This window comes from Arthrobacter oryzae (assembly GCF_037911235.1).
GTDB classification, from domain to species: domain Bacteria; phylum Actinomycetota; class Actinomycetes; order Actinomycetales; family Micrococcaceae; genus Arthrobacter; species Arthrobacter oryzae_E.
The window spans coordinates 22,861-37,837 of sequence record NZ_JBBLYW010000001.1 but is presented as its reverse complement, the minus strand read 5'-3'; the positions used below and the strand labels follow the sequence as shown (position 1 = coordinate 37,837).

Below are 14,977 nucleotides of genomic sequence, written 5' to 3'. Positions count from 1 at the left end.
GAACCTGGCAACGTCAGCTATGAGTTTTAATCGCGGCGTCGAGGACCCGACGCAGATTGTGATTTTGGAGTCCTAACAGGACGCCGAAGACTTCGACCGGCACCGCGAGAGCGAGCATTTTCTGCCGGAATCCCGGTGGCTGCGGTAAATCCGGCGTGCTTGGTCATCTCACTTCCCTGGTCCCAGGTCAGCGAGGTTCGCAGCGCAGGCGGCAGCGGTTTGAACGCCGTGATGAGTCCGTCGTGCAGGTCCTCGGCACGGTCAGAGTGGAGAGCGCCTTCTTGGCGGTCGCTTTGAGGTCTGCGCTGCCTGGCAGACCTCCGTTGGCGCTGTGGTACTCCTGGACCGCTTCTATGAGCTCTGATCGGCGCAACATCGGACTTCGCATAAGGTTCCTGGCGAGATCAGCAACGTTCGGCGTTAGAGGGATACCTGAGTACTTGTGGGTTGGAACGGGCACTTCTGTTACTTCTCGGCCCTCTGCCTGTTGTTTGATTCGGTGCTCTGGCGTGAATGCTACCGACAAATCGGTGCATCGCCGTCAACCACGGATACGGGTCCGCAGCTGTGTTCCCGTATCTACCGCTGGAGGGCGTGGTGCATGTGGCGTCCCTCTCCTCTTTCACTACTTGGCGGTGCCAACCGTTATGCAGGAAGGCCGCTTTCAGCGTCGGGCTGACCTCGTGACGGACCACATACTGCACACCGTTCCGCTCCACCTCGACATGCTTGCCTGCCAGGTCGATCTGGACAGAGCCGTCGGCGAGGACGGTCAGCTAGAGCAGGCCTTCGATGCTGACCTGAGAGAGTGGCCACCGACAGTTTTGAGGGTGAGTTGGGCGTGAGCCACGAGTGTGCCTTCCAAGGGAGTGACTGATGGAGCTCATGTGTGCGGATTCAAGACACATTCACCCCGCCCCTTCCGGCGGCGCTACGAGGCGGAATCGGCGCCGCGTTTCACTGGACGATGCCCCGCAACGTCGTCCCCTTCGTGCCCGCTCTTCTCTTTGCCGAAAGGCAGCACCTTCAGCAGTGGGCCTACAACTGCCATGACGACCAGGCCCCAGGCGATTCCGAGGACGGCGGAGCACAGAGTGTTCACGAGCCAGGCCAGGAAGCCGCCCACCACTGCGATCCCGACGAAGGGGTGCTCGAGGACATGGACCAGGTCGTAGGGCGCGTGCCAGCCGAGGTCGTGGGCTCCCTGCAGCATGATGTGCCCGCCAACCCAGAGCATGGCGATTGTTCCAACGAGGGTGATCGCAGCAAGCACCGAAGGCATTCCCTTGACGAGCAGTTCGCCGACGCGTCGGGACCCGGCGGCATCCTTGGCTGCCAGGTGCAGGCCCACGTCGTCCATCTTGACGATGAGTGCGACGGCCCCATACACGGCAACCGTGATCACAAGAGCCACGACGACCAGGATGAGCGCCCGGACCCACAGGGACTCGGCGGCCACCTCGTTCATGGAGATGACCATGATTTCGCAGGACAGGATGAAGTCGGTGGTGATGGCGCCCTTGATGACCGTGGCTTCCGCCGCAGGTCCCCGCTCGACCGCCGGCGTATCTTCTTCAGCGGAGTGGTGGCCGCGGAGCTTGTGCCAGACCTTCTCGGCACCCTCGTAGCAGAGGTAGGTGCCGCCCAGCATGAGGATGAACGGGACGGCGCCCGGAACGAATGCGCTGACGGCCAGCAGCGCCGGCAGGATGATCAGTAGCTTGTTCCGAAGCGAACCCCAGAAGATCTTCTTGATCATCGGCAGTTCGCGGGAGGGGTCCGCGCCGGACACGTACTGCGGGGTGACGGCGGCGTCGTCAATCACCACGCCGGCAGCCTTTGCCCCCGCTTTGGCAGCGCCGGCAGCGACGTCGTCCACGGATGCGGCGGCTATGCGGGCTATGGCTGCGATGTCGTCCAGCAGGGCGACAAGACCGCCGCTCACAGGTCGCTCCCGCACTGCTCGTGGGCATGCTGGACGTGAAGGTCTTGGGTGGGGCGCGTTAAGGGCATGCTCAGATTATATGAGCGTTCCTCGGCGGTTTTCCGCCCCAGGGCTCGGATAAGGGGGCGTGCCTGTGGGTGACCTCCCCCGGATGGATTCCGCTTGTGCCCATACGGCTCGAAGACGACCGCAAGGATTGCTGCCGCCTGTCCGGTGGACGACGGGGCCGGACGCCCGGATACGGAGCGCTTCGTTGAACAGGGGAGTCCCGATCCAGAAGAGGTGCCAGCCCTGGGCGAAGTACGCGAGCCGGTGGATCAGTGACATGCTCAAGTGCCCCGGACTTTGGGTGAGGAAGAAGGCGGCGACTTCGTGGACGGAAAGTGTCATGGGGTGGTTGCTCCTTGCTCGGCGGGGGGCCGGTTGGTGGACATGCGGGTATATGGCCAAAGGCTCATGAGATGGGTGAAGGAGGTGTAGCCACATCAGGCCTTCACTGTTGGATGGTTTCTACCGGTCATTTGGGTGCTTCGTCCGTCGCAGGGGGCATAATCCAGAACGTGGGACTGCGCGAACACTCCGTCGTCCCACTTTTTGCCGGCGCAAAGACATCCGCGTTCCCTCAGCGGGGAGCGCGGTTGGCGTTCGGAGTGCTCAGGCGGGCGATCGGAGTGTGGACAATGTCCTCACTTTGGATCACGGACTGGGCTTTGCAGCTCCCGGACTGGCTCGGATTCCGCATGTGCCGGGGCTTCCCGGTGTTTGCAAGGATTGGAATGCAGTTCGAGTCCCACCTCGGGCACGTGTTTTCCCTGTTCCGGGGTTTGTGAGGCTCTGAGTGTGCACAAACTGGTTTACGCGAGGCTCCTACGGGGCCTTGTTTCTTGGTGGCCGTTGCTGTGGCCGGCGGCCTCCTTGCTTCCCTGGTCGGCGGTTTTGTTTTTTGTTACCTGTTCATGGACGTGACTGGTCGGGGCAACGTGACCTAAGACAATCGGGTGGAGATTCTTTCCTGCGTCGTTGGTTGTTTCGTTGCTATTCGTTCATGGATGCCTTCGGCGCGGAGTACATGATGCTGCGAAGAACCCCTTGGCCATTAGGAACTCCATATGTCGGTCGGTGCTCTGCGTATCGCATCGGGTGCGCTTCTCCGGGTTCTGGGTTTCATATGCGCTGTTATTGGCGTTTGGGCAGCGAATTCCCGGTGACAGTTGATGTCTCTCCCTTTGCCCAAACCTTCGGAACAGAGTGTTGTCGGCCGGGGCTTGGCTCCTAGGAAAATCGCCAGCCCAGCTCGCGCTCAGGAATGATGAGCTTCGTCGCTACTTCAAGAGACATGCCATCAACGTGACACAGCCTGCGAAGCCCGTAGCCGTAATTCCCTTAGAACAGCGGCCAGGGCACCGCCGACATCTCACCGCTCGGAGCCGGAAACCGCCCTGCCAAGCGCAACCGGGCGCAGCGCGTGGCGAGCGATGCGATTTCTTCTGCGCTGAGCAAGTCCGCCAGGTTTCGGCCCAGCCCACCGTGCAGGCCTTCGGTGACACGATCGATGCCGTCGCGTTCCTCGGCGGTCAGAGCGTCTCCCAGCCACCCCCACAGCACTGTCCGCAGCTTGTGGTCACGGTGAAAAGTGAGCCCATGGTCCACGCCGTGCCGGTGTCCGTCCGTCATGGCAAGAATGTGGTCGCCTTTGCGGTCGGCGTTGTTCACGACCGCATCGAACACCGCCATGCGCCTGAGCGCCGGAGAGTCCTCGTGAACGAGGGCGACCATCCGTCCGTACTCATCCTGACCCTCAAGGACTTGTTTCCACCCGGTCTCCGGTACGTCGTCCGCCGCAACGAGGTCCACTGCGTTCTGGTCGGGGTCTGACTCCTGCCACAGCTGCACCATTCCTTTACCTAATGGACCGTCCCGCAGCCATGTGCGTGGCACAACGTTCCAGCCGAGGACCTCAGAAACCAGGTAGGCGGCGACCTCCCGGTGGGCAAGGAAGCCGTCGGGAAAATCCCACAGCGGTTTCTCCCCGGCAATCGGTTTATAAACGACCGTGGTGTCGCCGATGCTGCCCAGGAAGGTGGCGTTCGATGCCGTCGTGATGCGGCCGGTGAGCGTCAGCTCGGCAGTCACTAGGTCCAGCGCCGGCATCAGACCTCGGGAAGGGTGCAGATATGCCCGTCGGCGTCTATGGGGTAACCGCAGAGCGAGCACGTCGGACGCCCGGCACCCACGATCTCACGGGTGCGCTTGGCGAACGCGCGGGCGGTGCCGACCGGCATTCGCACCAGCAGCATTTCGGACTCGTTAGCGCCGTCCTCGTCAAGCGATTCGTCGTTGTCATCAGCCTCGACATCGGTGATGGGGTAGGCCTCTATTACGACCTGCGCCGTGGTCGGGTCCCAACCTAAGCTCATGGCCCCGGTGCGAAACTGCTCCGTGACCGCTTCGAGCTGGTCATTGTCGACAAGTTCAATGGGAGTACTCGTGGGAACGCTGAAGGGGTTGCCCTCGACGGTGATGAGCTGGTCGAGAATTTCGTCGATCTTCTCCGCGAGCAGAGCCGACTGCTGCTTCTCCAGGGCAATACTCACCATCTGCGTCCCTGCGCGCACCTGCAGGTAGAACGTGCGCGCCCCCGGAAGGCCAATGGTCCCAACGACGACCCGATCAGGCCAGGCAAACTCGTGAACACGTGTAGGCATGTCTGTATTTTAGGCACATGAGGTTCATGGCGCCTTTTGCCCTGCACCGCCGCCCACCGGCGCGTCGCCAGAGTGGATGCCGTTCGACAGCCACGACAGATCCCCCGCGTCGGTGTTGGTCGCGTAGACGCTCGGCCGACTAGCGCCGTAGCGCACGATCGATACGGAGGCGGGGCCCACGTTAATGCGCTGGAACAGGTCGAGGTGCATGCCGAGCGCGTCGGCGAGGATTGATTTGATGATGTCACCGTGACTCACCGCCACCCACACGGCTCCCGGCCCGTACTCGGCTTCGAAGGCTGCATCGTGTCGCCGGATTGCCGCTACCGACCGAGCCTGCATCGCGGCCATGGATTCACCGCCGGGAAAGACGACGGCGGACGGCTGCGACTGCACAACCGACCACAAATCCTCGGTCGCGAGATCACTGAGCGTGCGGCCCTGCCACTGGCCGTAATCGCACTCGGTGAGATCGGGATCGGCTGGCGCGTCAGGCGAGCCAGCCTGGCGATCGAGGATGAGCTGGGCGGTCTGCTGACAACGTTCGAGTGGGCTCGACACCACCCCGACTAAGGGCACGGCCGCGAGCCGGTCACCGGTCAGAGCCGCCTGGTCGCGCCCGATCTGGTCCAGGCTGACGCCGACGGCCCGACCGGCCAGCAGTCCAGTGGCATTGGCTGTGGTGCGGCCGTGCCGCACGAGAATGACTGTCGCCATCCACCCAGCCTAACCACCCGCTCGAGGGCGGTATGAACCTACAGGGTGGCGCGTCGAACAAGCAGATAAAAGCACTGGCGGAACCCTTCAAGCGCGCCGACGCGCTCAAAGCCGCCGAGACAGGCTCGGCACGCATTGACCAGCTCGTGGCTGACGCAGCAAAACCGGAAGAACCGGCACCGCCAGAACCCCCGGCCGAAAGTCGACCCCCGCATGGAGGACGTCCTGTACCCGCTCCGCGTCGGATCCAGTTGTTCCCGCCCTCTCAGAGCGGGTCGTGTGCCGTTGGTTGAGATGGACCACACCTACCCCGCGCTGTGCGCCCAGAACCAGGGTATGGCATTCTTTGTCAAGCCCCGGGTTTTGTGGAGACGTTTTTAGTTGGAAATTGAGAGCAGTCCCGGGGCGGGGTGGCCGCGTGGAGCTGCTCGTATTCGGGTGGCGGGATAGGGCCAATCTCGCCGTGGAGACGGCGGTGGTTGAACCACTCTACGAGGAAGTTCCAACAACAGAACCGAGCCGCCAACAAAGCTCTCGTCGACTTCATCGCTGAGCTTGCGCGCAGCAGAGAATCCACGCCCGGGCAGATCGCCCTCGCCTGGCTGCTCGCCCAGAATCCGTCGATCGTCCCGATCCCCGGAACCCGCCGGACCCCGCGGATCGAAGAGAACGCGTCCTCGACGACGGTGGCGCTGTCAGCCGACAACCTTCACGATCTTGACTCCCTCGCGCGACGCCTCGGCGTCGCCGGTGACCGTTACAACCCCCATCACCTCGCACTCGTGGGACGCTAGCCTTTCGTCAACCGGATGGCGCGGATTCACAAGATGCACCAACCGCGCCGAAGGTCCTCGGCCTGCTGATTTTCCGGCGTCGGACGCGCGGGTTGGTGCGGGTGATTCGCGCGGGCGGGGCCCTTGACCTGGGGCGGTTGCATATTCTCTATTGTGGCGTCAGGTGTAGGCCAGGAGCCTGCCCGCGACCGTGACGCCGGACCACGACGTGAGGGAGACAACAGCGGCCACACGGGCGGCGATGGGCGCCGACCGACCCATGTCCCAGTTGGCAACGAAGCGGTAGGTGCGCCGGTGAAAGATCAGGATATTCACACCGGCGAGCACAATGAGGCTGAGTTTCCACAAAGCACTGCCACGGTCGGCAATAAGGGACGGGCTGGACAGAAACATCATCACCCCGGTGCTCGCAGCAATCATGAATCCGAGGTGTGACAGTGGAAGGAGATGCTTGGCCGCGGTCGTTACCCGCAGCGCTTGCCGGCCCAGCCCAAGCAGCCGCAGATCAAAAGCTGCGGCCGGGCCGATGAGGAGGGCGATACCGGTGATGTGGACGCTTTCGAGCATTGGATACAGATAGGCCGTGCCACGGATGGCCTCAGCGAACCAGCTGTCCTCCAGCCAGGAGAAGACGCCGTTCATGACGACCGCCTCATGCCCGGCGCGAGCGTGCCCGCAGGTAGATGGCGCCGCCCGCGACAATGGCCACCAACGTGCCGCCGAGAACCGCCCACACGGCAATTGGCGATGTGCTGTCGGAATCCGAGCTGTCCGAATTGGCGTTGTTGGGCTCCTCTGCGGCTGACGCGGCAGCCGGGCCGGCGTCGGGATAGGGGGCTGGCAGCGGCGTCGCCGGCAGTTGGCTACCAAGCACCTGGTTGACCGGACGACCGTCCTCGAACCAGAAAACGACCGGACGAAACTCGTCGTTGTGGCTCCGGCCGATGTACCCGACCGCTTCGACCCTCTCACCGTCAACGAGCGGGCGGTCAAGACCCCATCTGCCCGTGAAGCTCGGCGGAGCGATGGTGACCTCCAGTGCTTCATGGGAACCGCTATAGGACGGAGCCTGGTTGATCGGGCCGCTGTCCTCCGGAGCTTGAAGCTGCTCCGGCAGGGGCAGCTCAGGGGTGTCAGCTGGAAGGTCGCCTTCGATGGTCACCGTGAAATAGGAATGTGGCTCGCCCCACCGGACTTCTGAGACGGTACCCGCAATGTAGTAGGGGCGAGCGGTGTCGAAGTCGTCGAAACCGTGATGCGCCTGCGCGGTACCAGCGGAGAACACCAGAAGCATGGTCGCCGAGACTAAGGATGCACTCGCCAGCTGGAGAGGATGGGCGCTGGTGCGGGCCAGTGTTCCGGTTATCGTGCCGATGCGCATGTCGAGTCGGTCCTTTCAAGAGTGGTCCGCTCCAGCAAACCCCATCTCGCAGGGACGAGGGAGACCCTGTCATGAAGGGTACTGACAGGGTCACCTTGAGAAATGGGCCGGGCTCTCATACCCGCGTGACGCCCGTGGGTTCGGCACGGGCATCGGGCAGGTCGTCTTGTACGTGCGGATCGTGAATCGCCGACCAAACGCTCCCCATGCCGGGAGCATCAGGTTGGTCCCGGGGGAGTCCTCACCGGTGAAGACCAGGGTTCTCCTTGAGGGAATCGATCAGGACTCCTCTGCGTGGGAGGCCGTAGGCCAGGTCATCCAGGTTCCGGACGAGCCGTTTTCAGGCTGTACCCCTTAAGCCAGCATTTTCTGAAGGAGACCGCAGGGTCGCCCCTGAGCTCGTGCTGGGGTGCCCGCTATGAGAGGCCCTGGAAGGGACTCCCTGTGGCGCGAGTGTTGGCCTAGCGTGGACGTCATGAACAACCAAGCGGAAGTACGCGAATTCCTGATCTCGCGGCGTGCCCAGATTTCTCCGGAGGAAGTTGGCTTGCCTGCGGGGTCGAACAGGCGTGTTAAGGGTCTGCGCCGTAGCGAGGTTGCCACCCTTGCCGGTCTGAGCGTTGAGTATTACACGCGGCTCGAGCGAGGGGTGATCAGCGGCGCCTCTGGCCAGGTGCTGGAGAGCATCGCCAGGGCTTTGCGCCTGGACGACGCCGAGCGGGCGCACCTGTTCGACCTTGCCCAAGCGGCCAGCCCGGCCGCGCGGCCGCCACGGCGGCGGAGCTCGAAGTCCTATGTGCCGCACCAGAGCCTGCAGTGGGCCCTTGATGCGGTCACGGCCGGGCCCGCGTTCGTTCGTAACGGCCGGATGGACCTGCTGGCCGGCAACCCGTTGATGCGGGCCTTCTATAAGGACTGCTATGACATGCCCGGCCAGCCACCGAACATCGCGCGGTTTACGTTTCTGGATGAACGTGCCTACGAGTTCTACCCGGACTGGGATGCCTTCGCGGAGGTGACCGTTTCGATCCTGCGGACGGAGGCCGGCCGGGATCCGCGCAACAAAGAGCTCCATGACCTCATTGGTGAGCTGGGTACCCGCAGCGAGCAGTTCAGCAAGCTTTGGGGTGAGCACAACGTCCGCCATCACGGCACTGGGTTCAAGACCTTCAACCACCCCATAGTGGGCGAGATGACCCTGGCGTTCGAGGGGTTGGAGATGGCCGCCGAGCCGGGGCTGACGCTCACGATCTACACAGCAGAGCCCGGGTCGCCGTCGGCTGAGCGCATGCAGCTGCTCGCCTCGTGGGCAGCCAGCGAGTATGGGAATGCCTTCCAGGCTGAACCTGGGCGGACCCGGACAGAAAGCTGACGTGCCAGCCCGGATCACCGGGCGCACAACGCCCACGTACCTCCACGAAGGCTTCAACGTTGCCCTCCTGTCCCGAACGCAGGAACACGTTGACGCACTCGCCGCTGAACTGGCCAGCGCCGGGATCGCCGCCCGCGGGTACGCCACGGACGTCCGTGACCACGAATCGCTTAAAACCGCCCTTGCCCAGGCCGCCGACGAACTGGGGCCTATCGAAATCCTCCAGTACAGCCCCGTGCCGTCCAAGAACTATCTCCGGCCCGTTCTTGAAACAACGTCCGAAGAGCTGCGCTCGGCGCTTGAATTCTCCGCGCTCGGCGCTGCCGCTGCCATGAACGCGGTACTTCCCGGCATGCGTGCCCTGGGGCGCGGAACCGCCCTGTTTATCAATGGCTCCAGCGCCGTCCGGCCCAACCACAACTACGCCGGCACTTCCGCCGCCTTCGCCGCAGAATCCGCGTACGCCCAGATGCTCCATGACGACCTGGCGCCGGAAGGTATCCACGTAGCGCAGCTCATTATCCCGTTGGGCATCGGCGGAGGCGACCCTGCGCACGAACCGGCCGCCCTGTCCGAAACGCTCTGGCGGATCTACGGCGGGGGAACGGGCTTCCGTACTTTCGTGACACCACTCGACTGAGTTTCACGAGGCTCAACCGCAGGGTTGGGCAGCGTCTGCACAAGGAAATGAAAGGACAATCACCATGGTCAGCTATGACTTCAACGGCAAGGTCGCCTTCGTCACGGGCGGGAGTGCGGGGATGGGCGCAGCAACGGCGCGGGCGTTCGCCGAGGCCGGTGCCGCCGTCGCGATTGTCGATCTCGACGGCGGCCCTGCCGAGCGGTTCGCGGCTGAACTCAATGCCGCAGGGCACCGTGCGCTCGCCATTGCATGTGATGTCTCCGACGAAGCAGTGGTGCAAAAGGCCGTCGCCCGTACGGTGGAGGCATTCGGAAGGCTCGACATGGCGTTCAACAACGCGGGGATCATGCTTCCGCCGGTGGACTCTGCAGAGGAGACGGCCGAAGCGTTCGACAGGATCGTCGCGGTCAACCTGCGCGGCGTGTGGGCGTCGATGAAGCACGAGTTGGTGCAGATGCGGAAGCAGGGATCCGGCGCCATAGTGAACTGTTCGTCGCTCGGAGGGCTCGTTGGAGGCAACGGCCGGGCCACCTACCACGCGACCAAGCACGGCGTGATCGGACAGTCCAAGAGCGTCGCGCTGCAGTACGCGCCGCTCGGAGTACGGGTCAACGCTGTATGTCCCGGGACGATTGAAACGCCGATGGTTGCCAGGATGACCGCTGGGGGAGAGCTGGATCCCGAAACCGCGATTTCGTCCATCCCGCTGGGCAGGCTCGGAATGCCCGAGGAAGTAGCCGCAGCCGTCCTGTGGCTCTGCAGTGATGCCGCCAGCTATGTCACCGGCGTCGCACTTCCGGTTGACGGCGGCTATACGGCCTAAGGGTCCCTCCCAGTACCCCCAACAACAGGGGCTCCCACGCGGCCTTGCCAGCTGCTTTGCTGGAATGGACAAACCTTTTCTGATTGAAGGGAACCACCTTCCATGCGCCTGAAGATACCGACGTTGGCTGCGATGATCGTGCTGGCATTGCCCCTCGCCGGGTGCAGCACTCCTTCAAATGACACTGACTCCGGCGCTGCGTCGCCGTCCTCCCCGCCGGAAACATCTTCGACGGCGGCCGGGTCGTCCCAGCCGTCGCAAGGATCGTCCGCCGCTACAGCGGCAGAAAGCACTCCGATCACCATCGACATCGACGGCAAGACCGTGACAGGTACCCTGTCCAGCAACGCAACTGCACGCTCCCTGATCGAGCAGCTTCCCTTGACGCTCTCCTTCAGGGACTACGGCAGGCAGGAGAAAATAGCTGACCTGCCGGAGCCACTTTCGCTCGACGGCGTGCCCGCCGGCGACAGCGCTGATCCACTGGCCATCGGCTACTACGCGCCAGACCAGGCCCTCGTCCTCTATTACGAGAGCGTCGGGTACTCCCGCGGAATTGTGCGGATCGGATCGTTCGATGACCTCGCCGCGATCCGGGACCGGAGGGACGATTTCACAGCCACCCTGGCTCCCGCGACCTGAGCCTGACAACGCAGCAACACCAAGATTTCTCCACCAATGAACGGAACCATGTTGACTCGAGCAGACCTCCAGGATGACCTCGGCCAAGCGCCCATCGACAGCCTGCCCCATGAAGACCTCGGCACCTATGAGGATCCGAAGGCTGCGGCACCGGAGCGCGATCCTTCCGCCCCGGCCGGGCGTTTTCCGTGGGCCGCCCTGCTGGTCATGGCCCTGATGGGATTCCTCCTGATTGCCACCGAGACCATGCCCGCCGGCCTGCTGCCGCAGATTGCCTCGGGTCTGGACGTCACCGAGGGGACCGCGGGACAGTTTGTCAGTGCCTACGCCCTGGGAACAGTCATTGCGGCAATGCCCGCAATCGCCATGACACGGGGCCTGCGAAGGAAGCCCGTTTTTATTGTCGGGATCCTCGGTTTCCTGGCAGCGAACCTCATGGCAGCCTTCTCAACTGACATCGTCCTCTCCCTGGGAGCGCGCCTCCTGGCCGGTGCATTCTCCGGCCTGCTGTGGGGAATGCTGGCTGGCTACGCCCGGCGTATCACGGCCCCTGAACATGCCGGGCGTGCCTTATCCGTCGCGTCCCTTGGAACCCCCGTGGGCCTGGCAGTGGGAACGCCCTTCGGTGCATGGCTCGGCACGACGTTCGACTGGCGTTGGTCATTCGGCGTACTTTCGATCCTCACGGTAGTCACCTTGCTGCTGGCGGCCTTCCTGGTCCCGGATGCTCCCGGCCAACGGGCCGCGACACGTGTGCCGCTGGTCCGCCTCTTCGGCGTCCCGGGCGTCGCGGTCATCCTCGGCGTCATCGTCAGCTGGATGCTTGGGCACAACATCATGTACACCTACATTGACTCGTATCTCCGCGCGGCAAGCCTGGATATCCCGGTCGACGTCGCACTGTTGACGTTTGGTGCGGCCGCCATCGCCGGGATCGCGTTGACCGCTGCGGTGATCGATAAGGGCGTTCGGCGCCTGGTCCTGCTCAGCCTCGGGAGCTTCACCGTGGCCGGAGTGATCTTTATCGTTGGCCAGGCGTCAACAGTGGCAGTCCTTGCAGCCATCATCCTGTGGGGTATCGCTTTCGGCGGCGCGGCAGCGCAGCTGCAAACGGCCATCAGTGCCGCCAGCGGCGAAAACGCCGACGTGGCCAACTCAATGCTCGGCGTCGCATTCAACCTCGCCATCTTCGCTGCGGGCGTGGCGGGTGCGATGGTGATCAGCAGCTTCGACGGGCTGGTCCTGCCCGTTGCCCTGGTGGGGCTTGCCGCCGTCGCGCTCTTACTGGCTGTTGCCGGACGCCGCACAGCATTCCCCGCGTAGCCAGACGGCGGCACCCGCCGTCGCGCACTCGTCCCTGAAGCTCCGAGGAGAGACTCATGAACACCGTCCCCATGCGCCGGTCGGCCCTGCTGACCGCTACCCTCGGGGCCAGCCTGCTGCTGGCGTCCTGCACCACTACGCCGCCGGCGGCATCCCCACCGCCGGTGACGACGACGGTTCCGTCCACGGCCCCGCCCTCAGCAGGGGCGACGCCGTCCGCCGGGAATGCCACCCCGACGGGCACGCCCCAGGCCGTAGCCACCGGCCTGGAGGCTCCTTGGTCCGTGGTGTTCCGCAACGGCACCCCGTTGGTCAGCGAGCGGGACAACGGGCGGATCCTGGAACTCAGCCCCGACGGGACCTCGCGCACCGTTGGAGATATCCCCGGCGTGGCGGGCACCGGGGAAGGCGGGCTGTTGGGCCTGGCCGTGGACAGGCAAGGCCGCCTGTACGTGTACTCGACCGGGACGGACGGAAACAGGCTCCAGCGCTTCGACGTCACCGGAGAACCAGGGTCCTTGGCGCTGGGACAGCCCGAAACGCTCCTCGACGGGATTGCCTCCGCCAGTTATCACGACGGCGGCCGGATCGCCTTTGGGCCCGATGGCATGCTCTACGTCGCGATTGGCGACGCGGGACGGCGCGACAGTTCCCAGAACCTTGATTCCCTGAATGGCAAGATCCTGAGAATGACCCCGGACGGAGACGCCCCCGATGACAACCCCTTCCCTGGCTCCCTCGTCTACAGTTACGGGCACCGCAACCCCCAAGGCTTGGCATGGGCGGACGATGGCACCATGTTCGCCACCGAGTTCGGGCAAAACACGTGGGACGAGCTGAACATCATCACCCCGGGCGCCAACTATGGTTGGCCAGCCGCGGAAGGGATCGCCAATGCCGAGGGCTTCACCGACCCCGTACAGCAGTGGGAACCCGCTGCCGCCAGTCCCAGCGGTATGACCCACATCGACGGGACCCTGTTCATCGCCAACTTGCGTGGGCAGGTCCTCCGGGCCGTTCCGGCCGACAACCCGTCCACCTCGACCACCTACTACACCCGCGAGTACGGCCGCATCCGTGACGTCACCAAGTCCCCGGACGGAAAGCTCTGGTTCGTCACGAACAACACCGACGGCAGAGGTACACCCGGTCCCGAGGACGACCGCATCCTCAGCGTGGAGCCGACCCGGCAGTAATCCAGGCGAATGTGCCACCGGGCGAAAACGGCGTGTGCATTTTGTGAGCTGAGCGGTCCTTCACGGGGGCCCTCGCAGTACCACCCTCAACAGAGACTCCCTCTGACAGTTGAGCTGTGGTGTGCTCGAAATGACGAAGAAGTCCATCAGAATCCGTAAGCGACCCATCAAGAGGAAGACAACACATGAGCACGAATATCGACGGAAGCAACAGCACGGGCACTCGGGAAACCCGGGCTGAGGAGGGCGTATCACGCCGCAACCTGATCAAGCTGACTGGCGCTGGTGCGGCGGTCATCGGGCTGTCCGGTGCGGCGGGCCTGGCTGGAGCCGACCAGGCGTTCGCGGCCCCTGCCGCTTCGCGGAAGGATCTGGAGCCGGGGGACACCTCGAACGGCGCAGACAACTTTTACACCAGCGACCGGGTCACGGTCCGGAAGATCTCGTTCAAGAACCAATACGAGATGAAGGTCGTCGGCAACCTGTTCGTCCCCAATAACCTGGACCGCAGGACCACGAACCCGGCGTTGGTGGTGGGGCATCCCATGGGCGCCGTGAAGGAACAGAGCGCCAACCTTTACGCCACTAAAATGGCGGAGCAGGGATATGTCGCCCTTTCCTTCGACCTCTCGTTCTGGGGAGAGAGCGCAGGGAAGCCGGGGAACGCGGTCTCACCTGACATCTATGCCGAAGATTTCAGCGCCGCCGTGGACTATCTGCGGTCCCAGCCGTTCGTTGACAAGGAACGCGTCGGGGCGATCGGGATCTGTGGCAGCGGCAGCTTTGTTCTCAGCGCGGCAAAGATCGATCCGAGGATCAAGGCAATCGCCACGGTGAGCATGTACGACATGGGCGCCGCTAACCGTGACGGGCTCCGGAAATCCGTGACCCTGGAACAGCGCAAGGCGATGATCGCGCAGGCGGCCGGGCAGCGGGACGTCGAGTTCGCCGGCGGAAAGATCCAGTACACCGGCGGCACCCCGGAAGAGCTCACCGCGGAATCGAGCGCGGTGGACCGGGAATTCTACGACTTCTACCGCACGGCACGCGGATACCACCCGAACACCACTACCCATCCCACGCTGGCCACCAACACCAAGTTCATGAACTTCCACCCGTTCTCCGACCTGGAGCTGGTCTCGCCGCGGCCGCTGCTGTTCATCGCCGGTGACCGGGCGCATTCGAGGGAGTTCAGCGAAGAGGCCTACCGGCTCGCCACCGGGCCGAAGGAACTCTTCTGGGTCCCCGGTGCCGGCCACGTCGACCTCTACGACCGCGTAGGCCTCATCCCCTTCGACAAGCTCACGGACTTCTTCCGGACAAAGCTCTAGGAAGGCAGGGGAGCCCGCGGCAGTCCCTGGTCCGCGGGCCTCCCTCACCATTTGTCCAGTCTCAAATACGGTATCTCGTCTGCCGCTCATCCTCATCCCATGCCG

General features: G+C 63.9%; 14 protein-coding genes. 8 read left to right on the top strand and 6 right to left on the bottom strand.

Translation table 11 applies throughout. The features are described 5' to 3' along the window. Positions 1–931: 931 nt before the first annotated feature. The 4 genes from WMN78_RS00170 to WMN78_RS00155 form a co-directional block, all read right to left on the bottom strand. Positions 932–1,945, bottom strand: a complete 1,014-nt coding sequence (locus WMN78_RS00170; RefSeq protein WP_340531318.1) for a DUF808 domain-containing protein — start codon at positions 1,943–1,945, stop codon at positions 932–934. 1,383 nt (positions 1,946–3,328) lie between these two features. Next, a complete protein-coding gene (locus WMN78_RS00165) occupies positions 3,329–4,096 on the bottom strand; it encodes an SCO1664 family protein (RefSeq protein WP_340531316.1) in 768 nt (255 codons plus the stop codon). Next, positions 4,096–4,650 carry a DUF3090 domain-containing protein gene (locus tag WMN78_RS00160; RefSeq protein WP_340531314.1) on the bottom strand — a complete coding sequence of 185 codons (555 nt, stop codon included), beginning with the start codon at positions 4,648–4,650 and terminating at the stop codon, positions 4,096–4,098. Before WMN78_RS00160 ends, WMN78_RS00165 begins: the two co-directional genes overlap by 1 nt. Positions 4,651–4,674: 24 nt before the next feature. Next, on the bottom strand, positions 4,675–5,367 hold the full coding sequence (locus tag WMN78_RS00155) for a histidine phosphatase family protein (RefSeq protein WP_340531311.1): 693 nt from the start codon (positions 5,365–5,367) through the stop codon (positions 4,675–4,677). Positions 5,368–5,846: 479 nt separating this feature from the next. Between WMN78_RS00155 and WMN78_RS00150 the strand changes: the two genes are divergently transcribed. Beyond that, positions 5,847–6,161, top strand: coding sequence for an aldo/keto reductase (locus WMN78_RS00150; RefSeq protein ID WP_425341089.1), 315 nt, complete (start codon positions 5,847–5,849; stop codon positions 6,159–6,161). Positions 6,162–6,320: 159 nt separating this feature from the next. On the opposite strand, the gene WMN78_RS00145 is transcribed toward WMN78_RS00150, so the two are convergent. Both WMN78_RS00145 and WMN78_RS00140 read right to left on the bottom strand, forming a co-directional pair. Then, complete coding sequence (locus WMN78_RS00145) at positions 6,321–6,803, bottom strand: hypothetical protein (protein WP_340531309.1); 483 nt, start codon at positions 6,801–6,803, stop codon at positions 6,321–6,323. Positions 6,804–6,813: 10 nt separating this feature from the next. Beyond that, positions 6,814–7,542: a DUF6152 family protein gene (locus WMN78_RS00140; protein ID WP_340531307.1), complete on the bottom strand. Its 729-nt coding sequence runs from the start codon at positions 7,540–7,542 to the stop codon at positions 6,814–6,816. Positions 7,543–8,017: 475 nt separating this feature from the next. Here WMN78_RS00140 and WMN78_RS00135 point away from each other — a divergent pair, with 475 nt between their 5' ends. The 7 genes from WMN78_RS00135 to WMN78_RS00105 all read left to right on the top strand — a co-directional run bounded on the left by WMN78_RS00135 (position 8,018) and on the right by WMN78_RS00105 (position 14,872). Then, entirely contained in the window at positions 8,018–8,914 is an 897-nt protein-coding gene (locus WMN78_RS00135; protein ID WP_340531306.1) for a helix-turn-helix transcriptional regulator, read from the top strand. A 1-nt stretch (position 8,915) separates the two neighbouring features. After that, a complete protein-coding gene (locus tag WMN78_RS00130; RefSeq protein ID WP_340531305.1) occupies positions 8,916–9,554 on the top strand; it encodes an SDR family NAD(P)-dependent oxidoreductase in 639 nt (212 codons plus the stop codon). 64 nt (positions 9,555–9,618) lie between these two features. Continuing rightward, positions 9,619–10,380 (top strand): glucose 1-dehydrogenase, encoded by a 762-nt coding sequence (locus tag WMN78_RS00125; RefSeq protein WP_340531304.1) that lies wholly within the window; start codon positions 9,619–9,621, stop codon positions 10,378–10,380. Between the two features lie 102 nt (positions 10,381–10,482). Next, positions 10,483–11,022, top strand: a complete 540-nt coding sequence (locus tag WMN78_RS00120; RefSeq protein ID WP_340531302.1) for a cyclophilin-like fold protein — start codon at positions 10,483–10,485, stop codon at positions 11,020–11,022. A 48-nt stretch (positions 11,023–11,070) separates the two neighbouring features. Then, positions 11,071–12,345 carry an MFS transporter gene (locus WMN78_RS00115; RefSeq protein WP_340531300.1) on the top strand — a complete coding sequence of 425 codons (1,275 nt, stop codon included), beginning with the start codon at positions 11,071–11,073 and terminating at the stop codon, positions 12,343–12,345. Between the two features lie 56 nt (positions 12,346–12,401). Next, positions 12,402–13,541: a PQQ-dependent sugar dehydrogenase gene (locus tag WMN78_RS00110; protein ID WP_340531297.1), complete on the top strand. Its 1,140-nt coding sequence runs from the start codon at positions 12,402–12,404 to the stop codon at positions 13,539–13,541. A gap of 185 nt (positions 13,542–13,726) precedes the next feature. After that, on the top strand, positions 13,727–14,872 hold the full coding sequence (locus tag WMN78_RS00105) for an alpha/beta hydrolase (protein WP_340531295.1): 1,146 nt from the start codon (positions 13,727–13,729) through the stop codon (positions 14,870–14,872). The last annotated feature ends 105 nt before the right edge of the window (positions 14,873–14,977 follow it).